The sequence below is a fragment of the Luteibacter sp. TLI7-4A genome (assembly GCF_056754745.1).
The window spans coordinates 4,277,078-4,299,210 of record NZ_JBPGWO010000001.1 but is presented as its reverse complement, the minus strand read 5'-3'; the positions used below and the strand labels follow the sequence as shown (position 1 = coordinate 4,299,210).

Genomic DNA, 22,133 nt, shown 5'->3' with positions numbered 1-22,133 from the left:
GGCCGCTCACCGGAGGCTTCCCCGTTTCACCAGTTCGCAGGGAAACAACTTGTTGCGCGGTACGGCGGCCGGGTCGTCCATCCAGGCCACGATACGTTCAATGGCGTACAGCACCATCTCGCGAATGGGCTGGCGTACCGTCGTCAGCGAATAGGAGGCCCAGGCCGCCAGCGGCATGTCGTCGAAACCGACGATGCTGACGTCCTCCGGGATCGCCACGCCACGCTCGCGGCAGGCATCCATCGCGCCCAGGGCCAGGACGTCGTCGCCACAAAACACGCCGTCCAGCGTGTCATCGCGATCGAGCAACGTGTGCATGGCCAAGCGGCCGTGTTCATGCGTGTAATTGCCGGCATGGATGGTCTCGCGTAGCAATTTCCCGGCCGCCTCCGCAAATCCCTTGTTCCGGTCGATGGTGGAAGCGTCGTGCGCCGAGCCACCCAGGAAAGCCAGCCGGCGCAGCCCGCGCCGGCGCATGGCCTCCGCGACCTGCCGTCCGCCGGCCACGTTGTCCACCGTCGCCACGGGCACCGGCGACGAGCGCCCCGCCCGGCCGAACACATGCATCGCGGGCAGGCCCGCCCCACGGCACGACGCGGCGAATCCCGCTGGCGGCGCCGAGGTGGCGATGATCACGGCGTCGACGTTGTATTGGCGCAACATGTCGAGGGCGGAAGTGCCGTCTTCGTCCTCGCCGAGGTTGGCCAGAAGCGGGCGCAAGCCGCGGGCCTGCAGTTCGCGCGTGAAGAGGTCGAAGACCTCCATGAACGCCGGGTTCCCGAAATGATTGGACACCAGCCCGATGAGCTCGGTGCGGCCGGTCATGAGGCTGCGGGCAAGATGGTTGGGGCGATAGCCAAGAGCGGCGGCGGCCTCGAGCACGCGTTCGCGTGTCTTCGCGGAGACACTCGCCCCCTCGGTGAATGTTCGCGACACCGCCGAGATCGACACACCCGCGGCTTCCGCGACATCGCGCGCGGTGACGCGCGGTCGAAGATCTGACGAGGTAGACCTAGGGCTCATGTCAGCTAGGTTAGCTCAACCCGACGCTCGGGCGGTGCGCTACCACGTCTCGTCCGCGTAGGTTGCCCGAAAGGTCCGCTTTGCTGTCTCTGTCAACCCAAACGATGGTGCATCTATCAATTCCAGGAACCGCCTCACGTCGAAGACCAGATCCGGGTCAGGAACCAACGTGGCTAGCGAATCTGTCGTAGCTAACATGCCGATGGGCTCCGCAGGATCTTCGAACAGAATCCAATGACCATCCATGGACGAAGCGACTATCAGGCCATCCCAAGTCCCGGTTGGCATGTTTGCACGATAGCCCTTCGCGCCCGCACCGCTAAAGGGATGCTCACCGCGAGAAATCCACGTCGTCACTTCGGCATAGAGCTCATCAAAGCTACCATCCCTTTCGTGGCCTACCGATACAACAATTTCGCGTGACGCCGGAGACACCAGAAGTCTATCCAGTTCTTGCGCGATATCATTTCGTCCGAGGATGGACGTTTCAAAAAAATAATGGTGCGACCAACCTTCGCGTGAAAAGACATCCTCCGGAAAGCTGCGTCCCCAGCGGATACATTGCGCAAGACGTCTCTTGAGGTCCGACATATTCATTAATCTAGCTTCTCATTGAAGCGAATCTTTACCACCACCTGCCCATCAACCTGCACCGATGCAGAAGCTCCACCGGTGGATGAAGCCTTATCGTAGAATGTGTATTTCGTCCCGTCCTTGCTCAGCATTACCACGTTTCCATCTTTGCTCGTAGTGCGAACGAATCCGTTCGCTGCTAGATTTTTTTGTGCGGTCAGAGGCGAAGCTGAAGTACGGATCTGTCCTGGACTGTTACGCGTCGCCCCTCGCTCGACCAGTATCCGCGTTAGCTGTGCCTCTTCCGTAGGAATTATCGCCCTGGTGGCATTGAGAGCTAAGTCGGCCGACCGGATGGCGGCCTTGGCAAGCCCGAACTCGAACGGTGTGACGACGGTTTGAACAGCCCCACTTCCAGGCGGCGGCCTCCAATCCGGATCACATCCACACAGCGTCGACTCTAGAAAGTAGCTAGATTCTTCCGGCGACATGTATTTTCCATTCGCGACTTCGGCGCTACCGAAAACTTGCCTACCGTCCGGGTCCACATACCTATATGGATTATTGTTGGCATATGACTGTCGGTTGAAATTGAAGATGTCCCCAGGACGGGGCTTTACGGGATCCAGACTCGTAAAGCGTGAGGTTTCGCTGTCGTAATAGCGAGCCTGCATATAGACAAGGCCGGCCTCAATGTCACGGTAATGGCCTGCGAATGATGCGCCCCCCAATTCTTGCCCAAGCGCCATGGCCCCAAATGAATGATAGTCGCTCGCAGCAATCACATTCCCTGAGGCGTCCGTTGTAGCGAGTACATTGCCACTTGAGTCCGTATAAAAGTACGTAACGGACTTCGCGGCTAATACGGAGTTCGAGAAGAACAACAAAAGCAAGCTGCCAATCATATGCAGCCATGCCACCGTTCTTGGTGAACCGTTCCGCCTCATACTCATCCCCCTTCAGTGCCCCTTGACGCAGGATCACTAGTTCAAACCTTCGCCGTCAAGTAGCCATCACTGGCACCGCCCCGAAACGATCAGTGCCAACCAAAAAAAGCCGGGCGATCGCTCGCCCGGCTCGTCGTCACTCAAACATGCGCTGGATCAGCGCAGGATCGCCTTCGGATCCTGCTTGGCCTTCTGCGCCGAGCAGAGCAGGATCTGCTCGCTGGTCTGCGCCAGCCCGCGCTCGGCGCCGCTGACCTGGCCCAGGCGCGGCTTGAAGAACTCGCTCAGGCGATCGGCTTCGGCCTTCGAGCAACCGCCGCCACCGGCGAGACCCGGTAGCTGGCCACCCGCGAAGCTGCCCGTGCGCGCCACGATCTTGTCGTAGTTGGCCACGAACCACTTCCACAGGTCGGCACGCGTCGCTTCGGAGTCACGGCCGCCACGCAGCACCATGGCCATCTCGCCCACCTTCACGTCCTTGCCGAGCGCGAAGTCACGGACCTTGTTGGCCAGTGCCGGATCCTTGGTGGATGCCAGCGCCGACAACATCGCATTCCGCTTCGCCGGGTCGGAGGTCTTCGGGATCTCGGCGATGAGCGCGTCGACCGCGGGCGCGCCGCGTTCCTGCACCGCCACGCCCAGGGCGTCGGCGAGCAGGTCCGAATCGGCCGCTTCAAGGTCCAGGCGGCCATCCTTCACCTTCAGTGCGGCGTCGCCCTGCTTCAGCATTTCAGCGCGAACTTCCGGCTGGGCGATATCGTCGTCGGCCAGGAAGCCGGCGAGTGCCGTGCGGGTGATGGTGTCGTTATCCGGCTCGCCCGCCTTCTTCTTGTAGCCCAGCTCCTTGAGCTTCGGCAGGTACGCGTCGGTCGCCCACTTGCGCAGGCGCGTGCGCTGCGCATCCGTGGTGGCTTCGTTGTTGAGTATCCAGTTGAAGGTCATGAGCGGCGCAGTGAACACCTCGCGGGTCTTCGACGACGTCAGCGGCTTGAACGCGGCCAGCACGTCGCCCGCATCCAGGTCACCGTGCTGGAAGCCCGCGCGCACGGCGTCGGCATAAGCCAGCTGCTCCGCGTCGCTGAGCGTACCCACCACCTTCGACAGCGCGGCCAGGTCGGCCTTGCTCTGCGCGAAGCGGTAGTACCCACGGCCGTCGGCGTTCGGCAGCACCCACGTGTTCTTCGCCGCATCGTCCAGCACCATGGTGCCGGTGGCCTTGTCGAGCAGTTCGCACTTCACCTTGTTCGCGCCGCCGGTGGTGCCGTAACGCACGCACATCGGCACGCCCCAGACACGGCTGGCGTCGCCGGTGCTGCCCAGCGGCAGGTAGCGGCTCTGCGACAGGTGCAGCACGGTCTTGCCGCCCTCGGTCTTCACTTCGGTGCTGACGTAGGGCACGCCGGACTGGTCGAGGAAGCTGCGGAAGGCCTTCTTGAAGGCATCGCCCTGACCAGCGGCCTCGGCGATCGAATCGATCAGGTCGTCGGCCGTCGCGTTGGCGAACTTGTGCTTCTGGATATAGGCACGCATGCCCTTCTGGAACACCGGATCGGTCACATACCCCTCGAACATGCCGAGGACCGCCGCGCCCTTCTGGTACGTGATGCCGTCGAACGCGGTCTCGATGTCGCCGTTGCCCGTGATCGGCTGGCGGATCTTGCGCGCGCTGACCAGGCTGTCGTTGTTCATCGCGCCCTGCGCGCCGCGCACGCGATCGAGATCGGCGCGGTATTCCGGGTGCACCTTGGTGGTGACCTTCTGCTGCATCCAGGTGGCGAAGGCCTCGTTGAGCCAGAGGTCGTCCCACCAGGCCATGGTCACGGTGTCGCCGGTCCACTGGTGGGCCAGCTCGTGCGCGTTGACGTTGAACGAGCCACGCACGTACTGCGCGGCCGAGTCGGGATCGATGAGCAGCAGCCAGTCACGGAAGGTGACCAGGCCGGCGTTCTCCATCGCACCCGCGCTGAAGTCGGGTGCCGCAAGCAGGTCGAGCTTGTCGTACGGATAGCCGAAACCGTAGTAGTCCTCGAGCGTGTGGATGATCGAGTTGGTTTCACCCAGCACGTGCTGCAAGCGGTGGCCTTCGCCCTTGGCGGCGATACCGCGCAACGGCGTCGGGGTGGAACGGAATTCCGTCGGCGTGATATCCGGCCCCTTCACCACGTCCCACGGACCTACCGCGAACGCGACGAGGTAGGTCGGCAGCGGCTTGGTGGTCGAGAAGGTCAGCGTCTTCCAGCCTGCGCCCGCCTTCTCCTCCTTGACCTGCGCGGTATTGGCCACGCCCTGGTCGTCGGCGGGGATGGTCAGGCTGATGTCGAACGGCACCTTGAACGACGGCTCGTCGAAGCCCGGGAACGCGTAGCGCGCCGACACCGGCTCCATCTGCGTCATCGCATAGGGAACGCCCTCGTGCGAGACCTTGTACAGGCCCTGCAACTGCTTGTTCAGCGGTGCGGTGAATTCGATCGCGAGGGTGATCTCACCCTCCAGCTTGGCCCCGAGGTCGACGCGGACGACACCTTCCTTCTCGGCGGCCACGGTGTATTTGCCGGCGTGCTTCTTGCCCGCGGCATCGGTCACGGTGACCTTCGAGACCTTCAGCTCCTTGCCGTGCAGCCAGAGGAAATCGGACGGCTGGCTCAGCTTGATCTTGATCGTCGAGGAACCCGCGTAGGTCTCCTGCTTCGGGTCGACCTTGAACGAGAGCTTGTAGGATTCCGGCTGGGCCCAGGTAGGCAGATGGCCGAGGGGCGGCGCGTCCGTGGTGGCGGCGAACGCGGCACCACAGCAGGCGGCGAGCGCGGTGAGAACGAGAGGGCGGACGAAACGACGCATGGCGGGTGGGACTCCCCTGTGGGTGATCCATCCATCGTGCGAAGAGGGTGACCTCTGACACAGTGCCAGAAGGCACCCCCTGTTTCGCTGCGCCGCGTCAGAACTCGACGATGGGCTTGAACCCGCCCCAGAACATCCGCTTGCCGTCGAAGGGCAGGGTCTTGGGGTCCATGAACTCCGCAAGCCTCGGATCTTCCATGACTTTCTTCATGATGCGGTCGCGATCCCGGCGGTTGTTGTAAACGACCCACGAGAACACCACGGTCTCCCCGGGCTTCAGCTTGACCGATTGCGGGAAGGACGTGGATTTCCCCGGCTTCACGTCATCCGCGACGCACTCGCTATAGGCCAGCGCGCCATGCTCCATCCATATCTTGCCCGCCTTGCGGGCCATCTTCTTATACTCGGCCAACCGGTCCACCGGAACCGGCAGCACGAAACCATCGACGTAGCTCATTGGAACCCCTCCCCGCGTGTGGATGTGCGGGGAGAGTCCTCCAGAATGAAGAAAGGCCGCGTTAAGACGCGGCCTTTCACCGACAGGGCCGGCTCCCACCAGGCCGATCCGACCGGGGTGAACCCGATCCCTGGCTGGGACGATTCGTGGAACGGCGAGGATCAGCCCGCGGCTTCGGCCTGCTCGAGCACCACGGCCACGCCGTGGATCACCGAGGCGATGCGCACGGCGCTCTGGATCGCCTGCACGCTGATGCCGCCATCGCGCAGCACCTTGTCATGCGAGTCGATGCACATGCCGCAGCCATTGACGGCGGAGACGGCCAGCGAGACGAGTTCGAAGTCGTTCTTCGCGTCGCCCTTGTAGGCACCGATCACGTTCATGCGGAGCTTCGCCGGGATCGTGGCGTATTCCGGGTGGCTGACCAGGTGCTGGAAGCGGTAGTAGATGTTGTTCATGCCCATGATCGCGGCCGAGCCCTTGGCGGCGGCCAGCTGTTCGGCCGACGCATGCTCGGCGGCGAACGCGGCGATCGCCTCGGTCAGCGGCTTGTAACGGGCGGCGTACGCCGAGCCCAGGGCGACCATCGAGATCTGGGCCAGGTTGAGGCCGGGGGCGCCCGCTTCGCTCAACACGGAGTCGAGGTTGAGCTTGAGGTCCTTGGCGTATTCGGGAAGCTTGCTGCGCAGATCGGCGACGCTCATGGATGCACCTTGTCTTGATGAGGGAAAGGGGCGCGGAATGGCTCGGCGCCTAAGGCACCGGTTCACGCGGAACACGCGGGGGACGCGTGTCTGAAAAAAGAGGCGGTGAAGATCACTTCACCGCCTCCGGGGCTGCCCGCGCCGCGGGGGGAGGGGGAGGTAGCGGCGCGGGACTTACGACCGCTGGGGCTCAGGCGACCTTGAGGGTCTCGTCGCCAGCCTTCCAGTTGCAGGCGCACAGCTCGTCCGTCTGCAGCGCGTCGAGCACACGCAGCACTTCGTCCGGGTTGCGGCCAACCGAGCCTGCCGTCACATAGACGAACTGGATCTCGTTGTTCGGGTCGACCAGGAAGGTCGCACGCTGGGCGACGCCTTCATCGGTCAGGATGCCCAGGGCCGAGCACAGTTCCTTCTTGATGTCCGCCAGCATCGGGAACGACAGGTCCTTCAGGTCGGCATGGTCCATGCGCCAGGCGCGGTGGACGAACTCGGAGTCGGTCGACACGGCCAGGATCTGGCAGTCACGGTCGGCGAACTTCTCGTTCAGGTCGCTGAAGCCCTTGATCTCGGTCGGGCAGACGAAGGTGAAGTCCTTCGGGTAAGAGAAGACCAGCTTCCACTTGCCCTCGTAAGACTTGTCCGTCACGTCGACGAACGCGTCTTCGATCTTGTTGGCGAGCGGGCCGCCGGCCACGGCCTTGAGGTTGAACTGGGGGAACTTATCGCCAATGCTCAGCATCTTTCGACTCTCCATTGAGGGTTGGGTGAACTCTTCGCGCGCTTGGTGACGCGACTGAAACGCAAGCTTAGCCGCCTGCCCACACATATTCCAAATCGATTGTAGGCATCAATGTGATAGGCTAAGGCTATTGCGAACACCCCGGGGTCCGTCGCCATGAACCTGCGTGACTTGTCTTACCTCGTCGCCCTGGCGGAATACCGTCATTTCGGCCGCGCGGCTGAAGCCAGCTTCGTCAGCCAGCCCACGTTGTCGACCCAGATCCGCAAGCTCGAGGACGAACTGGGCGTTGCGCTGGTGGAACGTACCCCGCGTAAAGTCCTGCTTACGGAAACGGGACGTGAAATCGCCCGCAGGGCGCGGGGCGTGCTCTCACAGATCGATGAGATCAAGTCGATCGCTCAGCGCACCCGCGATCCGGAATCGGGCACGATACGGCTCGGCATCTTCCCGACCCTCGGGCCCTACCTGTTGCCTCACGTCGTCCCCCACCTGCGGACGCGTTTCCCACGCCTGGAGCTGTTGCTGCGCGAGGAGAAAACGGAACAAGTGCTGCACATGTTGCGCGAAGGCACCCTCGACGCCGGCATCCTCGCCCTGCCTGTCCACGACGATTCGCTGCACGTGGAATTCCTTTTCGAGGAGCCGTTCGTGCTCGCGGTCCCGAGCGGCCACGAGCTGGCGTCGCGCGCCTCGCTGCGCATGGACGATCTCGCCGAGCAGAACCTCCTGCTGCTAGAGGACGGGCACTGCCTCCGCGACCAGGCGCTGGAGGTCTGCCACCTCGCCGGCGCGGGCGAGAAATCGGGTTTTCGTGCCACCAGCCTGGAGACGCTGCGGCAGATGGTCTCGGCCAACGTCGGCATCACCCTGCTCCCCGCCCTGGCGGTGAAGCCGCCCGTCGCGCAGTCGCCGAACGTGAACCTGATCGAATTCGAAGCCCCCGCACCGAGCCGGCGCATCGCCATGCTCTGGCGGAAAAGCTCGGCCATGACGCCCTTCTTCGAGGCGCTGGCGGCGATCATCCGCGACGTGCCAGCCGAACTGTTCAACACCCGTGGCTTCGCGGCGGGTCAACCGGACGGCGCGCCGGCCGTTGCCAGTCCATCCCCCTGACGGTTCCGGTTGCATGCGCGTATGGCTTGTCGTCCTGCTCCTGCTTTGCGGCTGGGGCGCGTATTCCTGGTGGCAGCATCGTCCGGTACATAACGCGCCGGGGGTGCTGGTCGACGGCGTACCCAGCCAGGAAGACCTCGGAGCCGGCGTCACATTGACGCGCGGGCACTTCACGTTGAAGCCCCGGGCGACCTTCGCCATGACCGGCCGCGTACTTTCGCGCGAGGACTACCAGCTCGACGACCTCTCGCCGATCGCGCCCACCGACCTGGCCATGGGCTGGGGGCGCATGTCCGACAGTTCGGTGCTGGACCGTATCCGTATCTCGCAATCGAACCGCTTCTATTACTGGTACACGGACAATTACCCGATCCCGCGTCACGAGATCGAGGATTCCAGCGCGAACATGCACATGATCCCCGCCAACGACACCATCGCGCGGGAATTGCGCAATGTGCGTCCGGGCGAGCTGATCCAGTTCGAGGGGTTTCTCGTCGACGTGAAGCGCGACGATGGCTGGCACTGGGACACCTCGCTCACCCGCGAGGACACCGGCGCGGGCGGCTGCGAGATCGTGCTGGTGGAAGACATCCACGAAGCACGCTGACGGCTTCCGGTCAGTACGTCATCAACGCGTGCAATGGCAACGGCAGGGGCCACCTGGACCGGCCGTTCAGGCCGCCGAGTTCGATCACCACGCTGGCGCCGACCACCTCCGCGCCCAGGCGTTCCACGAGACGACGCCCCGCCTCCAGGGTGCCCCCGGTGGCGAGGACATCGTCCACGACGATCACCCGCTCGCCTGGCGCGAGCGCCTGCGAGCCGATCTCCAGCCGGTCCATCCCGTACTCGAGGCCGTAATCCACGCCCACAACCGGCGGTGGCAGCTTGCCGGACTTGCGTAAGGGAACGAAACCCGCCCCGAGCGCCCGGGCCATGGCCGCGCCGAAAATGAACCCGCGCGATTCGATCCCGCAGACGGCGCCCACGCCCTGCCCCCGCCACGGTTCGCACAAGGCGTCGATGCAGGCGCCGAAGGCGGAAGCGTCGGCGAGGAGGGGCGTGATGTCCTTGAACATGATGCCCGGGCTTGGAAAGTCCGGCACGTCGCGGACGAGATCGAAAATGGCCTGCATGAAAATCCTGGAGGGTGGCGCGAGCGACTCAGGCGGGAAGGGTAACCGCATCGAAGTCGTCGTCGGCGGCCGCGGCACGCGCCTCGGCCAATTGAGCGTCGATCGCGCGAACGATGCCTTCGGCCGCCTCGGCGGCGGCCTCCGGAACCATCACGGCGAGGAAATCGCGGGCCGGCAGCTGGCCGACGGCGCCGGTGAGGAACTCGCCCGCGATGAAGGCCGGAATCTCCGCCCGCTCGAGCGCATCCTTCACCAGGTGGGCATCGATCAGGGATTCGGCGTGGTAGGCGATACGCATGGCTGCAAGCTACCCCGCCGACCGAGTCCACGGCAAGCGCCCGGCGCGCAAGAAAGGTAAACTCGGACGTTTGCCGCGCCCCAGCCTCCGAGTCCCTCGCGATGTCGACCGAAACACCCGTCCTGCAGCAGCACTTCATCCGCCAGATCGTCCGCGACGACCTGGCCTCCGGCAAGCATGCGGTCATCCATACACGGTTCCCGCCCGAACCGAACGGCTACCTGCACCTGGGCCACGCCAAGTCGATCTGCCTGAACTTCGGGCTGGCCGCCGAATTCGCCGGTACCTGCAACCTGCGCTTCGACGACACCAACCCCTCGAAGGAAGACGTCGAATACGTCGACGCGATCCAGCGCGACGTGAAATGGCTGGGTTTCGAGTGGGCCGAGCTTCGCCATGCCTCGGATTACTTCGAGGTGTTCTATCGCTCCGCGCTGAAGCTGATCCGCCTGGGCGTGGCCTACGTGGACGATCTCAGCGCCGAGGAAGTGCGCGAGTACCGCGGCACGCTCACCGAGCCGGGCCGCAACTCGCCCTACCGCGACCGTTCGATCGAGGAAAACCTCGACCTGTTCCAGCGCATGCGCTCGGGCGAGTTCGCCGACGGCAGCAAGACCCTTCGCGCGAAGATCGACATGGCCTCGGGCAACATCAACCTGCGCGACCCCGCCCTGTACCGCGTCCGCAAGGTGCACCACCAGAACACCGGCGATGCCTGGCCGATCTACCCGATGTACGACTTCGCGCATTCGCTGTCCGACGCGCTGGAAGGCATCACGCATTCACTGTGCACCCTGGAGTTCGAGGATCACCGGCCGCTGTACGACTGGTGCGTCGACAAGGTCGACCTGGCAAACGATCCGGAACTATGGGAACCGCTGGTCAAGGCGGGCCTGCCCACGGCGCCGAGCAAGCCACGCCAGATCGAGTTCTCGCGCGGCAACCTCAACTACACGGTGATGAGCAAGCGCAAGCTGATCACGCTGGTGTCGGAGAACCTGGTCGATGGCTGGGACGATCCGCGCATGCCCACCATCGCGGGCGTGCGCCGGCGCGGCTTCACCGCCGCCGGCATCCGCCTGTTCTGGGAACGCATCGGCGTCAGCAAGCAGAACAGCACCATCGACATGAGCGTGCTCGAAGGCGCCGTGCGCGACGATCTCGACGGTACGGCGCCACGCCGGCTCGCCGTGATCGATCCGGTAAAGCTCGTCATCACCAACCTCGACGAGGCACACGCCGAAACGCTCACCTTTCCCAACCATCCGAAGGACGAGTCGTTCGGCACGCGCAGCGTGCCCTTCTCGCGCGAGCTCTGGATCGAACGCGACGACTTCGCCGAAGTGCCGCCGAAGGGCTTCCACCGCCTGAAGCCGGAAGGCGAGGTGCGCCTGCGCGGCGTCGGTATCGTGCGCTGCGATGAAGTGATCAAGGACGCCACGGGCGAGATCGTCGAACTGCGCTGCACGCTCGACCTCGACACGCGCAGCGGCATGCCCGGCGCCGACCGCAAGGTGAAGGGCACCATCCACTGGGTGAGCGCACGCGACGCCGTGCCTGCCGTGGTGCGCCTGTACGACCGCCTGTTCGACGTCACCGATCCGGACGACGACAGCGATGGCAAGACGTACAAGGACCACCTCAATCCGCACTCGCGCCGCGTGGTCCACGGCTATGTCGAACCCGCGGCGGCGGCGGCGACGCGGGAGGACCGCGTGCAATTCGAACGCCTGGGTTACTTCGTCGCCGACATGCACGACCACACGCACGACGCCCCTGTCTTCAACCGCGTGGTGACGCTGCGCGATTCCTGGGCGAAGCAAGGCTGATGTTGTACGCGCAGGTCCATCTCACCCTGCCTGCCTGGGTGCACGAGGCGGTGGATACGTCGCTGGCCTATCCGGACGACGAGGCCAAGGTCGGCCTCGCCATCGAGCTATCGGCGCGCAACGTCGATCTCGCCACCGGCGGGCCATTCGGCGCGGCGGTGTTCGACGGGAGCGACCGCATCGTCGCCGTGGGCGTGAACCGGGTCGTACCGCATGCCTGTTCGGTCGCCCACGCCGAGATGATGGCGTACATGACCGCGCAGCAACGCCTGCAACGCTTCCGGCTCAACGAGGACGGCGGCCGCTTCGTGCTGGCCACCAGTTCACAGCCATGCTGCCAGTGCTACGGCGCTACCGTATGGGCCGGCATCGATGCACTGTTGATCGGCGCCCGTGCCGAGGACGTCGAGGAGCTCACGCCCTTCGACGAGGGCCCGCTGCCGTCCGACTGGATCGGCGAACTCGAACGGCGCGGCATCGCCGTACGCCGCGACATCCGCCGCGACAGTGCACGCGAGGTGCTGCGCCGCTACGGCGAATCGGGCGCCGCATATTGATCGCGAGCCGCACCCGGTGAAGCGCTGGCGCACCGCGCTGCCGCTGTGCCTGCTGCTGATCGCGGGAGCGGTCCTGCTCGCCAGCGGCGTACTGGACCGCTTCGATCCCCACCATCTGCTCGCGGAAGAAGGGCTGCTGCGCGCGACGATCGCCGCGCATCCACTCACGTCCCGTCTTGCCTACGCTGGCGTACTGACCCTCGCCATCGCCACCGGCGTGCCCGGCACGATCGTGATCGTACTGGCGGGCGGCTTGCTGTTCGGCGCCGTGGAAGGCACCGCCTTGTCGTCGGTGGCCCTGGTCCTCGGCTCGCTGGTGCTCTATCTCGCCAGTCGCTACGCGTTCGGCACCGGCCGGCGCGAACCGCCGCGGTTGGCAAGACGCCTGCGCGACGGCTTCGCCAACCACCCTGTCACCTACACGCTCGCCCTGCGCTTCATTCCCATCGTCCCGCTCGGTGCCATGACGGTGGCGCTGGCATGGCTTCGCTGCCCGCTGTGGCTGTTCGTGGGCGCGACCTGGCTGGGCGGCACCGTATCGCTGTTCGTGGAAAGCTCGGTCGGCGCCGGCCTGGGCGAGACCTTCGGCAGCGGCGCGCCGGTGACCGCCGCCAGCTTCCTGAATACCCGGATCCTGCTGCCCCTGGCCGCCTTCACGCTGCTCACGATCCTCCCTGTGCTCGTGAAGGCGGTAAGCGCACGGCTAGGCCGGAAGGGCTGACGCCGCTCCGCGCGATCTGCGCTAGGCTGTAGTCTCGCGCCGCCGGGGATGGGTGGTGCCTGGGGAATCGCATGCGTGATGTATCCGCTCCATGGCTGGAAAAGGTCTGGCGCCGCACCTCGCTGGTGCAGCGCCTGACCTGCGTCGCCCTCGTGCCGACCGCGATCAGCGCGATTCTCCTGGTCACCTTGCTGACGCGCCACCAGATGGACACCCTTCACGAAATGGGCCGCTCCACGGCGGATGCCATCGCGCAGCAGGCGGCGACCGTCTCCGGGGAGGCCTTGCGCACCGGCGAGCGCCGCGAGATCGGCCGCATCGCGCAATCCATCGTGCAGTTGCCGCAGGTATCCCGGGTACGGATCAGCGATCGCGACGGCGAGATCATCGCCGATCGGGTGAACGGTTCGATCGGCAACGATGACGACGGCCTGACCGTGGCGCGCGAAGTACTCGATCCCGCGTCCCATCGCGTGGTCGGTTCCGTCACCGTGGATGTGAGCGTGGAGGATGCCGTCGCCGCGCAACGCGCCAGCGTGCACAACGCCCTGGTCTGGCTGGCGCTCAGCCTGCTGATCGCGGTCACCATCGGCTGGTCGACGGCCCGCTGGTTGAGCGCGCCCTTGCGCAACCTGGCGATCGCGGTGCGCCAGCTGGGCCTGGGCGATCGTACCGTGGTCGTGCCGGTCACCGACGACACCGAGATCGGCGACCTGCAACGCGGCTTCAACGGCGCCGCCTCGAAGTTGTTGCACGCGCAGATCGGCATGGAGCGCGAAATCGCCACCGCCACCGAGGAACTCGCACGAAAGAACGCCGCCCTGGAGGCGGCCAGCGTCGCCAAGGCGCGTTTCCTGGCCGCCGCGTCCCACGACCTGCGCCAGCCGCTTTACGCACTCACGCTGTTCTCTTCCGGCCTCGCCGTGGATGAATACGACCCCGTGCGCCTCAACCGTATCGCGCACATCCAGGAGTGCGTGGAATCGCTCGACCACCTGTTCGGCGAACTGCTCGACCTCTCCCGCCTGGAAACCGGAGCGATGCCGGCCATCATCCGCGACGTGCCGCTGGATGAGGTGTTCGAGGAGGTGAGCGTGAACTTCCGCATGGTGGCCGAGCAGCACGACCTTCGCCTGGTGGTACGCACCACCGGTCTCTGGGTACGCACCGACCGCACGATGCTCGCGCGCATCCTCAACAACCTCGTGAGCAACGCGCTGCGCTACACGCGCTGCGGCGGCGTGCTGGTCGGGGCTCGGCGCCGTCTCGACGGCGGTGTGCGGGTGGACGTGTGGGATACCGGCCTGGGCATCGGGCCGGATCACCTGCAGCACATTTTCGACGAATTCTACCGGGTGGAAAGCGGCCCCGAGGCAGGCCGCCCGGAAGGCACCCGGCGGGGACTCGGATTGGGACTGTCCACCGTGCAGCGGCTGGCCGGCCTGCTCGGCACACGGGCTTCCGTGCGCTCCAAGCCCGGCAAGGGGACCGTCTTCTCGATCACCCTGCCCGAGGTCCAGCCCGGCACGGTCGAGGCGACGACGGTGGCCGCGCCGGAGCCCGGCATTCCGCGGGACATCGTCGGAATGCGCGTCCTAGTGATCGACGACGAGCCCAGCATCCTCGCGGGCATCAGCTACCTCCTTGGCAGCTGGGGCTGCGAGGTCATGACCGCCGAGGATGCCCAGCAGGCGATGGAAGCCGTGCACCAGTGGATGCAGCCGCCCGACATCGTGATTTCCGACCTGCGCCTGCGTGAAGGCACGGGCCTGGACGTGATCGCCCTGCTCGATCGCTACTACCGCCGTCGACCGGGCGATCCGCCGCCGTTCGCCCGGGTGCTGATCACCGGCGAAACCCGCGGCGAATTCCTGCGCAACATCGACCAGCAGACCACGCAGGTGCTGTTCAAGCCGGTATCTCCCGAGCGCCTGCACGAGGTAATGGTTTCGGCCTGGACTGTCCATCATGCAGCCGTCTGAGCCGGATGGCCTGCTTGCCCATGGACGCCCGTAGGGCTATGGTCCGGACAACGGGGAGCTCGCGATCCAAGCGAGCGGAGGGAGAGGCATGCGTGTTCTGATCGCGGACGATCATAGGCTCATCATCGAGGGCGTGAAGCTCAAGCTTCGCGAACTCGACACGGACGTGGAGTTCATCGAGGCCGAAACGGTAGCCCAGCTTCGCGACAAGCTTGCACAGAAGCCCGCGCCCGACGTGGCGCTCATCGACATGGCCATGCCCGGCGCGGACGGTGTCGAGCACATCAAGGAGGCGGTGGCGGCCCTGCGCGAGTCCGATACCGACGATGGCGCGTCGCGCATGCGTCCCGTCATCGTGCTGTCGGGCACCGAGGACCCCTCGTCGATCCGCCACGTGCTCGACCTGGGCGTACAGGGATACATCCCGAAATCGTCGCCCCCCGACGTGATCCTCAACGCCGTGCGCCTCGTCGTCGGCGGCGGGGTGTACGTACCGCCGGAAGCGATGAAGGCGGCTTCCGCGGGCGGCGTGCCCACGTTCTCCCTGGCCAACAACAACGACGGGCTCTCGACCAAGGAGCGCCTCGCCACGGTCCTGACCGACCGCCAGATCGACGTGCTCAAGCTGCTGGCGAAGGGCCGCCCGAACAAGCTGATCGCGCGCGAACTGGGCATCAGCGAGGGAACCGTCAAGATCCATCTCGCCGCGATCTTCCGTGCGCTTCACGTGCGCAACCGGCTCGAGGCCCTTGTCGCGGCGCAGCACCTGGGCGACTGAACAGACGCCCATTCGTCATCGGCCCGGCGTAAGCTGGGCGGAACAACGCGGGGCAGGCGCGATGCGGGCAGGCGTGGAGATCGCTGCGACACGGCGGAAACGCGGATGGCTCGCCGCCGTGCTGGCGTGCGCCCTGTGCGTCCTGCCAGCCATCGCGAGCCCACCGGGCGACATCGACCCCCATGCCCCGCTGACCTTCGGCATCCTTCCCATCGGCGGCCCCGCCGAGTCGCTGGAAGCATGGCGGCCCATGCTGGACGACCTTCGCAAGGCGATCGCCCGGCCCGTCCGCGCGGTATCCGTCACCACCTACGAAGGCATCGCGCAGGCGATCGCCGAACAGCGCGTCGACATCGCCTTCCTTTCCGGCAGGCTGGCCCTGGACGCCGTGTCCCGGCAGAACATGCAGGTGATCGGGCGACTCACCCGGGGCGATGGCTCGAAGGGATATTACGCGGTGCTGCTGGTCGCTTCCGACTCGCGCCTGCGCACGCTGGACGAGCTCTTCATGCGTCCGGGCAAGTGGCGCTTCGCGCGCGGCGAGGCCTTGTCGGTATCGGGTTACCTCGTGCCGGAGACACAGCTGTTCGCCCCGCGCGGGATAGACTCGGACACCTTCTTCGCCAGCGTGCACATCGACAACCACCAGAACAACGCGCTGGCGGTGGCCAACGGCGAGGTCGACGTGGCCACCAACAACACGGCCGACCTCGAACGTTTCCAGCAGCACTTCCCCGACCAGTACGCGCGTTTGCGCATCCTCTGGAAGTCGTCGCTGATCCCGCACGCGGTGATCGTCATCCGCAACGACCTGCCCGTGGCGCTGCGGGAAAAGGTGGCGAGGTTCATCACCGGCTATGGCAAGGGGAAGGATACCGTGCGCGAGGAAGCCAACCTCAAGCTCATCCATGACATCAGCGGTTTCGCCCCCGCCGACGACGCGGACCTGGTTCCTTTTGCCGATATCGAGTACGCGCTGGAGAAGCGCCGTGCCACCACGGCCCAGTGGGTGAGCGAGGCAGCACGTGCCGCGCGCTTCCGAAAGATCCAGGCCGACCACGACCTGCTCGTCGCGCGCTTGCGCGGCAAGTGATAGGCCGAACGGCCTAGGCCGGCTGGTTTAGCTCCCCTTGTCTATCGCGCGACGAACGCGCGTTTCATAGATTCGTCATGAGACCCCGCGCAACAAGGCCGCTCCATGACTGCGTCGCCGCACCCGTATGGCAGGCCCTCGCCACTGCGACGGCAGCTGATCCTCAAGGGATTGCTGCCGATGACACTTATCGCCCTGGCGCTGACGGTGAGCCTCGGCGTGCTGCACCTCCGCGCCACGAGTGTCGAGAGCTACGCCGTGGCGCGCATCCAGGCGGTACGCATCGCCGCGTCGGTCGGCCCACTGGCCAGCGAGGACGCGACACGCGACGCGCTGGCACGTGCCCTCTCGCGGAGCGCTCCCACCCAGCAGGCCGTGCTCCATCGCCAGGGCGACGACGACCTCGTCGTCGACAGCGGCCGCCGCGTCGGCTCGGGACGCCCGCTGCGCGTATGGACCAGCACCTCGCAGGGCGAGCTCGAGACGGTGTCGGATGCCACCGTATTGCATGAGCGGCGTTTAGCCGGCGTGCTGATGACCCTGTTGCTGTGCGTTGGCGTGTTGGCCGTCTTCCTCGTGACGCGGCGCGCGCTGGAACGGGACGTGGTGGTTCCGGTCGAGCGGGTGCGCGGACGAATCGACCAGTTCCTGCATCCTCGTGGCACGCAGGCCGCGACGCCCGGCGACGATGCGTTGCGCGCGATCGACGGCCTGCTCGATGAACTCGTGGGTTTGCGTGCCCGCCACGACAAAGCCATGGCGGACGCGTTGCGCCAGCGCCTGCAGGACATCGCCCGGCACACCCACTTCGTGGAGCAGATCGGCGATCACTTCCGCCAGCCATTGCAGGCGCTGGCCTTGTTCGTGGCGGGCATGCAGCCGGGCGAGGACCTGCGCCAGCGGGCCGTGCTCGGGCAGATGCGCAGCAGCCTCATGCGGCTCAACGAACTGCTGGACGGGCTGCTGGAGATGGCACGCTTCGACGCCGGCGCGATCGAGCCTGCGTCGACGGATCTGATCGCCTCCGACCTCTTCGTACGCGAGCGCGCCGCCATCGAGGTGGATGCGACACGACTGGGTGTCGACGTGCGCTGGCGCGGTGGCCGGCTGCCACTGCGCACCGACCCGGCCCTGTTCGGCGACGTGCTGCACCGGCTGGTCGGCAACGCCGTGCTGAGCACGCCGAACGGCCGGGTCCTGGTCGCGATGCGCCGTCGCGGCAGTACGATCCGCCTCGAAGTGCGCGACAACGGCATGGGCCTGGAGCCGACGCTCCAGGCGCGTGTCTTCGAGGAATTCACGCGATTGCCGGGGCACCCCGGCTACGGCCTCGCCCTGGCTGTCGCCCGGCGCATCGTGGACACGCTGGGCGGCCGAATCGGCGTGCGGTCCAGCCCGGGCCGCGGCACCCTCTTCTGGGTGGAACTGGACGGCGCCGCGGCGGGCCCGGCCGCACAGACGTTCGCCTTGCTGGGACGCCACGCGGCGCACTGAGCGCCTGCCGGCGCTGTCGTCGGAGAGGCAACCAGCGTATCGTTGCGCGAGCACTGGGACCCTTTCGAGGAACGCGGGCGTGACGAGCATCAACTGGTCGGACACGGCGCCCTTCGTGGCGTTCCTCGGCGTGTTCGCCGGCGCGATCGGCCTGCCGGTACCCGCCATGCCGACCCTGATCGTGGTCGGCAGCACGCTGGTCGCCGCGCGCGATCCGCTGCTGATCATCGCCACCTTCCTCGGCGCCCTGGCAGGCGCCTTCCTCGGCGATGCCGCCTGGTTCCTGACCGGCCGCCGTTTCGGTTACCGCGTGCTCGACGGCCTCTGCCGCATCTCCCTCTCGCCCGATACCTGCGTCCGCCGCGCCAGCGGCTTCTTCGAGAAGCGCGGCGTGAAGTTGCTGCTGGTCTCGCGCTTCATTCCCGGCCTGTCGCTGGTGGCCATTCCGATCGCCGGGGCTGGCGACACGCGCTTCGTCCGCTTCACGGTGTACGACCTGCTCGGCGCGGCGCTGTGGGTGTCGGTGGGCCTGTCGGCCGGCATGCTGTTCTACCGCCAGATCGACGCCGTGCTGGCGGCATTGCGGCAGTTCGGCCTGGGCCTGGCGACCGTCGCCGTCATCGGCCTGCTGCTGTGGATCGGTTTCCGCTACCTGCGCCGCGCGCTGCTGCTTTCGCGCCTGCGCAAGAGCCGCATCAGCGTCGACGAGCTCTCGATCTTGCTCGCGAACGAACCCGGCGCCCTGATCGTCGACGTCCGCTCGGCGATGAGCCGCCGCGACGATCCCTACGTGATCCCCGGTTCGCGCCTGTTCGACCTCGCCACCGCCGACCAGGAACTGGCGACGCTGCCCCGGCACAGCGCGGTGGTCATCTACTGCTCGTGCCCGAATGAAGTGTCCGCGGCGAGGGTGGCGGAGCGGCTGAGCAAGCTGGGCTTCTCGAACGTCCGCCCCCTCACCGGCGGCCTGGGCGCCTGGCGCGAGGCCGGCCGGGACGTCGAGGCCATCGTGCTCACGACCTGAACCGGCCGCGCCTTCGGGTTGTGCCACCCGGGCCCGCACCGTAAACTTGCCGGTTCCCGCGTGTGGGTCGTTAGCTCAGTTGGTAGAGCAGCGGACTTTTAATCCGTAGGTCGCCGGTTCGAATCCGGCACGACCCACCATTCGCCCATGCTCATCGACGCGCAAAGCGTCATTCACTGACGACGATTGGGCTTTTTTCTCAAGTCCTGGCACGGTTCATTAGGGTAGCCTCCCTCCATCACCGAAGATCGAGGGACACGATGATGAACATACGCACCGATACAGGCGACCTACCGGCCATCGCCCTGGAACACGGCGGCCGTTCGGTGCGAGACATGCTGTACATGCTCTCGGAACGCATGAGGCATCTTTCAACGAAATCGGAAGTACGCGAGTTGGCCTGCCGGGTCGCCGTACTCGAAGAGCGCATGGCGCACACGGCCACGAAGGCGTGGGGTGCTCGGTGGAGCCGTGGCCGTGCTGGTCGCCATGATGGGCGGTTTCTGGTGGATCGTGCAGCAGTACCTCTCGCCCCTGCTACGCGCAGCGGGCTGAAAGAAAGGCTTACGCGTAATACGTGGGATCCGGCACGCCGGCCTTCGCGAAACCCTCGGCGCGCAGGCGGCAGGCATCGCAATGTCCACAGGCACGGCCTTCGGCATCGGCCTGGTAACAGCTCACGGTGGCGGAGAAATCCACGCCCAGGCGCATGCCTTCGCGCACGATGTCACCCTTGCCCATCTGCATCAAGGGCGCATGGATGCGTATCCCCGCGCCTTCCACGCCGGCCTTGGTGGCGACATTGGCGAGCGACTGGAACGCCTCGATGAACGCGGGGCGGCAATCGGGATAGCCCGAGTAATCCACCGCGTTGACACCACAGAAGATGTCGTTCGATCCCAGCACCTCGGCCCAACCAAGTGCGATCGACAGCATGATCGTGTTGCGCGCCGGCACATAGGTGACCGGAATGCCTTCGCCCCCATCCTCCGGCACGTCGATGTCCGCCGTGAGGGCGGAGCCACCGATGCTGCGCAGATCAACATGCACGGTCTTGTGCACCACCGCGCCGAGCATCTTCGCGACGCGTTCGGATGCTTCCAACTCGGAGCTATGACGTTGGCCGTAGGCGACACTCAACGCATACACCTCGAAGCCCTGCTCGCGCGCCATGGCGATCGTAACGGCCGAGTCCATGCCGCCGGAAACGAGGATGACGGCCTTGCGGGAAGCGTTCGAAGCGTTCATGACATTACCTGGAAGTTCAGTGGCCCGCGGCATCGTTCCAGAGCAGCTTGTGCAACTGCAACTGGAAACGCACCGGCAGGCGTTCGGCGAGGATCCACTCGGCGAGTTCGCGCGGCTCGACCTTCGACCACACGGGTGAGAACAGGACCATCGCCTTGCGATCGAGCGCGTGCTCGCGCACGACGTCGCGCGCCCACTCGAAATCGGCACGGCTGGCGATAACGAACTTCACCTGGTCGTGGGCAAGCAGGTGGTCTAGGTTCGACCAGAGGTTTCGCGCGCTTTCGCCCGAATCCGGCGCCTTGAGGTCCATGACCTTGCGCACGCGGGGATCGACCTGGGACACGTCGAGCGCGCCGGACGTTTCCAGGGAGACCTCGTAACCCGCGTCGCAGAGCTTGCGCAACAGGATCAGGCAGCGCTTCTGCGCCAGTGGTTCGCCGCCGGTCACGCAGACATGGTGCGCGCCATGGCTGGCGACCTCGGCGAGGATGGCATCGATGTCATGCCACTGGCCGCCGTGGAACGAGTACTCGGTATCGCACCAGACACAGCGCAAGGGACAACCGGTGAGGCGTACGAAGACCGTCGGCCAGCCAATGGCGTCGGCCTCGCCCTGCACGGAGTGGAAGATCTCGGTGATCCGCAGGCGCTCCGCGACGGGCGCGGCCGGCGGGGCGTCCGCCGGAGTTGCGGTGCTACCGTTCATGGGATCAGTTGGCCGTCTGGCGCTGCAGGCGGCGCAGGCGTTCCTGTGCGAGGCCGGCGGCCTTGGTGCCCGGATACTTGGCTGAGACCTGCTTCAGCGTGGCGATCGCGGCGTCCTGCTGCTTCAGCTCGATCTGGCAGTAACCGACCTTGAGCAGGCCATCGGAGACCTTGTCGCTCTGCGGATACTGCTTGACCAGGCGCTGGAAGGCCTCGATGGCCACCGGGTAGTTCATGGTCACGTAGTACGACTCGCCCAGCCAGTAGTAGGCGTTCGGAGCGAGCGGGCTATCCGGATACTTCACGAGGAAGTCGCGGAAACCGCGCGAAGCGGTGACGTAGTCGCCGGCGCGCAACGACTTGAAGGCGGCGTCGTAAGCGGCCTGCTGGTCGCTGCTGGGCGGCTGGCCCTGCGGCGCGGCGGAAGCGCCAGGGGCCGCTGCCGCGGCCTGCGTGGCTTGCGCGGCGGCCGGTGCGATCGCCGCCGAAGCGGGCGCGGAGGGCGTGGTAGCCGAGGCGGCGGGCTGCTGGCCCTGCGGCGCCCCACCTTTTTCGAGACGACCCAGCCGCGAATCGAGGTCCGCGTACTGTGCCTTCTGGGATTCCTGGAGTTGCTGGTTCTGGTGTTGCAGTTCCTCGATCTGGCCTTGCAGCTGGGACAGCTGTTGCTGCAGATCGTTGACCTGGTTCACCAGGGAGACCGTACCGGCCTGCCCCTGCGACTGCTGCTCGAGCCGCGACACGCGGTCGGCGAGGCTGAGGCGGGTGTCCTGGGCGATGGCTGGAACGGCAAAAAGCGTGGCGGACGCAATCGCGCCCGCCACGCCAAGCCTGGCCATGGTGCTGGTAGCCAGAGTCTTCTTCATTA

General features: G+C 65.9%; 22 protein-coding genes and 1 tRNA gene. 11 read left to right on the top strand and 12 right to left on the bottom strand.

Going from position 1 to position 22,133, the window contains the following annotated elements; translation table 11 throughout:
• Positions 1–6 precede the first annotated feature (6 nt).
• From ACR9Y6_RS18810 to ACR9Y6_RS18780, 7 genes are all read right to left on the bottom strand, one after another.
• Positions 7–1,023: a LacI family DNA-binding transcriptional regulator gene (locus tag ACR9Y6_RS18810; RefSeq protein WP_481282660.1), complete on the bottom strand. Its 1,017-nt coding sequence runs from the start codon at positions 1,021–1,023 to the stop codon at positions 7–9.
• A gap of 39 nt (positions 1,024–1,062) precedes the next feature.
• A complete protein-coding gene (locus tag ACR9Y6_RS18805) occupies positions 1,063–1,620 on the bottom strand; it encodes a hypothetical protein (RefSeq protein ID WP_481282659.1) in 558 nt (185 codons plus the stop codon).
• Positions 1,620–2,516 (bottom strand): RHS repeat domain-containing protein, encoded by an 897-nt coding sequence (locus tag ACR9Y6_RS18800; RefSeq protein ID WP_481282658.1) that lies wholly within the window; start codon positions 2,514–2,516, stop codon positions 1,620–1,622. The genes ACR9Y6_RS18805 and ACR9Y6_RS18800 overlap by 1 nt, the downstream gene beginning before the upstream one ends.
• Positions 2,517–2,699: 183 nt before the next feature.
• Complete coding sequence (locus ACR9Y6_RS18795) at positions 2,700–5,381, bottom strand: M1 family metallopeptidase (protein WP_481282657.1); 2,682 nt, start codon at positions 5,379–5,381, stop codon at positions 2,700–2,702.
• Between the two features lie 97 nt (positions 5,382–5,478).
• Positions 5,479–5,838, bottom strand: coding sequence for a DUF1428 domain-containing protein (locus ACR9Y6_RS18790; protein WP_481282656.1), 360 nt, complete (start codon positions 5,836–5,838; stop codon positions 5,479–5,481).
• A 161-nt stretch (positions 5,839–5,999) separates the two neighbouring features.
• Complete coding sequence (locus tag ACR9Y6_RS18785; protein ID WP_481282655.1) at positions 6,000–6,542, bottom strand: carboxymuconolactone decarboxylase family protein; 543 nt, start codon at positions 6,540–6,542, stop codon at positions 6,000–6,002.
• Positions 6,543–6,732: 190 nt separating this feature from the next.
• Entirely contained in the window at positions 6,733–7,281 is a 549-nt protein-coding gene (locus ACR9Y6_RS18780) for a peroxiredoxin (protein WP_429199263.1), read from the bottom strand.
• Between the two features lie 156 nt (positions 7,282–7,437).
• Between ACR9Y6_RS18780 and oxyR the strand changes: the two genes are divergently transcribed.
• Positions 7,438–8,397: a DNA-binding transcriptional regulator OxyR gene (gene oxyR / locus ACR9Y6_RS18775; RefSeq protein ID WP_481282654.1), complete on the top strand. Its 960-nt coding sequence runs from the start codon at positions 7,438–7,440 to the stop codon at positions 8,395–8,397.
• A 13-nt stretch (positions 8,398–8,410) separates the two neighbouring features.
• Complete coding sequence (locus ACR9Y6_RS18770) at positions 8,411–9,004, top strand: hypothetical protein (protein WP_481282653.1); 594 nt, start codon at positions 8,411–8,413, stop codon at positions 9,002–9,004.
• Positions 9,005–9,014: 10 nt separating this feature from the next.
• Here ACR9Y6_RS18770 and ACR9Y6_RS18765 read toward each other — a convergent pair whose 3' ends face one another.
• Together ACR9Y6_RS18765 and ACR9Y6_RS18760 are read right to left on the bottom strand one after the other, a co-directional pair.
• Positions 9,015–9,533, bottom strand: a complete 519-nt coding sequence (locus tag ACR9Y6_RS18765; protein WP_481282652.1) for an adenine phosphoribosyltransferase — start codon at positions 9,531–9,533, stop codon at positions 9,015–9,017.
• 28 nt (positions 9,534–9,561) lie between these two features.
• On the bottom strand, positions 9,562–9,831 hold the full coding sequence (locus ACR9Y6_RS18760; protein ID WP_481282651.1) for a putative signal transducing protein: 270 nt from the start codon (positions 9,829–9,831) through the stop codon (positions 9,562–9,564).
• A gap of 101 nt (positions 9,832–9,932) precedes the next feature.
• On the opposite strand from ACR9Y6_RS18760, the gene ACR9Y6_RS18755 reads away from it, so the two are divergent.
• From ACR9Y6_RS18755 to ACR9Y6_RS18715, 9 genes are all read left to right on the top strand, one after another.
• Positions 9,933–11,660, top strand: a complete 1,728-nt coding sequence (locus tag ACR9Y6_RS18755; RefSeq protein WP_481282650.1) for a glutamine--tRNA ligase/YqeY domain fusion protein — start codon at positions 9,933–9,935, stop codon at positions 11,658–11,660.
• Positions 11,660–12,217: a nucleoside deaminase gene (locus tag ACR9Y6_RS18750; RefSeq protein WP_481282649.1), complete on the top strand. Its 558-nt coding sequence runs from the start codon at positions 11,660–11,662 to the stop codon at positions 12,215–12,217. The genes ACR9Y6_RS18755 and ACR9Y6_RS18750 overlap by 1 nt, the downstream gene beginning before the upstream one ends.
• A 16-nt stretch (positions 12,218–12,233) precedes the next feature.
• Positions 12,234–12,938, top strand: a complete 705-nt coding sequence (locus ACR9Y6_RS18745) for a TVP38/TMEM64 family protein (RefSeq protein ID WP_481282648.1) — start codon at positions 12,234–12,236, stop codon at positions 12,936–12,938.
• A gap of 71 nt (positions 12,939–13,009) precedes the next feature.
• Positions 13,010–14,920 carry an ATP-binding response regulator gene (locus tag ACR9Y6_RS18740; protein WP_481282647.1) on the top strand — a complete coding sequence of 637 codons (1,911 nt, stop codon included), beginning with the start codon at positions 13,010–13,012 and terminating at the stop codon, positions 14,918–14,920.
• 88 nt (positions 14,921–15,008) lie between these two features.
• Positions 15,009–15,698 carry a LuxR C-terminal-related transcriptional regulator gene (locus ACR9Y6_RS18735; protein WP_481282646.1) on the top strand — a complete coding sequence of 230 codons (690 nt, stop codon included), beginning with the start codon at positions 15,009–15,011 and terminating at the stop codon, positions 15,696–15,698.
• Positions 15,699–15,771: 73 nt separating this feature from the next.
• The gene (phnD, locus tag ACR9Y6_RS18730; RefSeq protein ID WP_481282645.1) at positions 15,772–16,791 is read left to right on the top strand and encodes a phosphate/phosphite/phosphonate ABC transporter substrate-binding protein; all 1,020 of its coding nucleotides are present in this window, start codon (positions 15,772–15,774) and stop codon (positions 16,789–16,791) included.
• 105 nt (positions 16,792–16,896) lie between these two features.
• Positions 16,897–18,285, top strand: coding sequence for a sensor histidine kinase (locus tag ACR9Y6_RS18725; protein ID WP_481282644.1), 1,389 nt, complete (start codon positions 16,897–16,899; stop codon positions 18,283–18,285).
• Positions 18,286–18,364: 79 nt separating this feature from the next.
• Positions 18,365–19,309, top strand: coding sequence for a DedA family protein/thiosulfate sulfurtransferase GlpE (locus tag ACR9Y6_RS18720; RefSeq protein ID WP_481282643.1), 945 nt, complete (start codon positions 18,365–18,367; stop codon positions 19,307–19,309).
• Positions 19,310–19,373: 64 nt separating this feature from the next.
• Positions 19,374–19,449: transfer RNA gene (locus tag ACR9Y6_RS18715), tRNA-Lys, on the top strand.
• A 424-nt stretch (positions 19,450–19,873) separates the two neighbouring features.
• On the opposite strand, the gene queC is transcribed toward ACR9Y6_RS18715, so the two are convergent.
• From queC to ybgF, 3 genes are read right to left on the bottom strand one after another with little or no spacing between them, the layout of a single operon-like run.
• On the bottom strand, positions 19,874–20,557 hold the full coding sequence (queC, locus tag ACR9Y6_RS18710; RefSeq protein WP_481282642.1) for a 7-cyano-7-deazaguanine synthase QueC: 684 nt from the start codon (positions 20,555–20,557) through the stop codon (positions 19,874–19,876).
• 16 nt (positions 20,558–20,573) lie between these two features.
• Positions 20,574–21,266 carry a 7-carboxy-7-deazaguanine synthase QueE gene (queE, locus tag ACR9Y6_RS18705; RefSeq protein ID WP_426285518.1) on the bottom strand — a complete coding sequence of 231 codons (693 nt, stop codon included), beginning with the start codon at positions 21,264–21,266 and terminating at the stop codon, positions 20,574–20,576.
• Positions 21,267–21,270: 4 nt separating this feature from the next.
• Entirely contained in the window at positions 21,271–22,131 is an 861-nt protein-coding gene (gene ybgF, locus ACR9Y6_RS18700; protein ID WP_481282641.1) for a tol-pal system protein YbgF, read from the bottom strand.
• Positions 22,132–22,133 lie beyond the last annotated feature (2 nt).

Excerpts from the sequence above, each read along its gene's own strand:
- ACR9Y6_RS18810 (WP_481282660.1), bottom strand. The coding sequence starts at position 1,023 with ATGAGCCCTAGGTCTACCTCGTCAGATCTTCGACCGCGCGTCACCGCG.
- ACR9Y6_RS18805 (WP_481282659.1), bottom strand. The coding sequence starts at position 1,620 with ATGAATATGTCGGACCTCAAGAGACGTCTTGCGCAATGTATCCGCTGG.
- ACR9Y6_RS18795 (WP_481282657.1), bottom strand. The coding sequence starts at position 5,381 with ATGCGTCGTTTCGTCCGCCCTCTCGTTCTCACCGCGCTCGCCGCCTGC.
- ACR9Y6_RS18790 (WP_481282656.1), bottom strand. The coding sequence starts at position 5,838 with ATGAGCTACGTCGATGGTTTCGTGCTGCCGGTTCCGGTGGACCGGTTG.
- ACR9Y6_RS18785 (WP_481282655.1), bottom strand. The coding sequence starts at position 6,542 with ATGAGCGTCGCCGATCTGCGCAGCAAGCTTCCCGAATACGCCAAGGAC.
- ACR9Y6_RS18780 (WP_429199263.1), bottom strand. The coding sequence starts at position 7,281 with ATGCTGAGCATTGGCGATAAGTTCCCCCAGTTCAACCTCAAGGCCGTG.
- oxyR (WP_481282654.1), top strand. The coding sequence starts at position 7,438 with ATGAACCTGCGTGACTTGTCTTACCTCGTCGCCCTGGCGGAATACCGT.
- ACR9Y6_RS18770 (WP_481282653.1), top strand. The coding sequence starts at position 8,411 with ATGCGCGTATGGCTTGTCGTCCTGCTCCTGCTTTGCGGCTGGGGCGCG.
- ACR9Y6_RS18765 (WP_481282652.1), bottom strand. The coding sequence starts at position 9,533 with ATGCAGGCCATTTTCGATCTCGTCCGCGACGTGCCGGACTTTCCAAGC.
- ACR9Y6_RS18760 (WP_481282651.1), bottom strand. The coding sequence starts at position 9,831 with ATGCGTATCGCCTACCACGCCGAATCCCTGATCGATGCCCACCTGGTG.
- ACR9Y6_RS18755 (WP_481282650.1), top strand. The coding sequence starts at position 9,933 with ATGTCGACCGAAACACCCGTCCTGCAGCAGCACTTCATCCGCCAGATC.
- ACR9Y6_RS18750 (WP_481282649.1), top strand. The coding sequence starts at position 11,660 with ATGTTGTACGCGCAGGTCCATCTCACCCTGCCTGCCTGGGTGCACGAG.
- ACR9Y6_RS18740 (WP_481282647.1), top strand. The coding sequence starts at position 13,010 with ATGCGTGATGTATCCGCTCCATGGCTGGAAAAGGTCTGGCGCCGCACC.
- ACR9Y6_RS18735 (WP_481282646.1), top strand. The coding sequence starts at position 15,009 with ATGCGTGTTCTGATCGCGGACGATCATAGGCTCATCATCGAGGGCGTG.
- ACR9Y6_RS18725 (WP_481282644.1), top strand. The coding sequence starts at position 16,897 with ATGACTGCGTCGCCGCACCCGTATGGCAGGCCCTCGCCACTGCGACGG.
- queC (WP_481282642.1), bottom strand. The coding sequence starts at position 20,557 with ATGAACGCTTCGAACGCTTCCCGCAAGGCCGTCATCCTCGTTTCCGGC.
- queE (WP_426285518.1), bottom strand. The coding sequence starts at position 21,266 with ATGAACGGTAGCACCGCAACTCCGGCGGACGCCCCGCCGGCCGCGCCC.
- ybgF (WP_481282641.1), bottom strand. The coding sequence starts at position 22,131 with ATGAAGAAGACTCTGGCTACCAGCACCATGGCCAGGCTTGGCGTGGCG.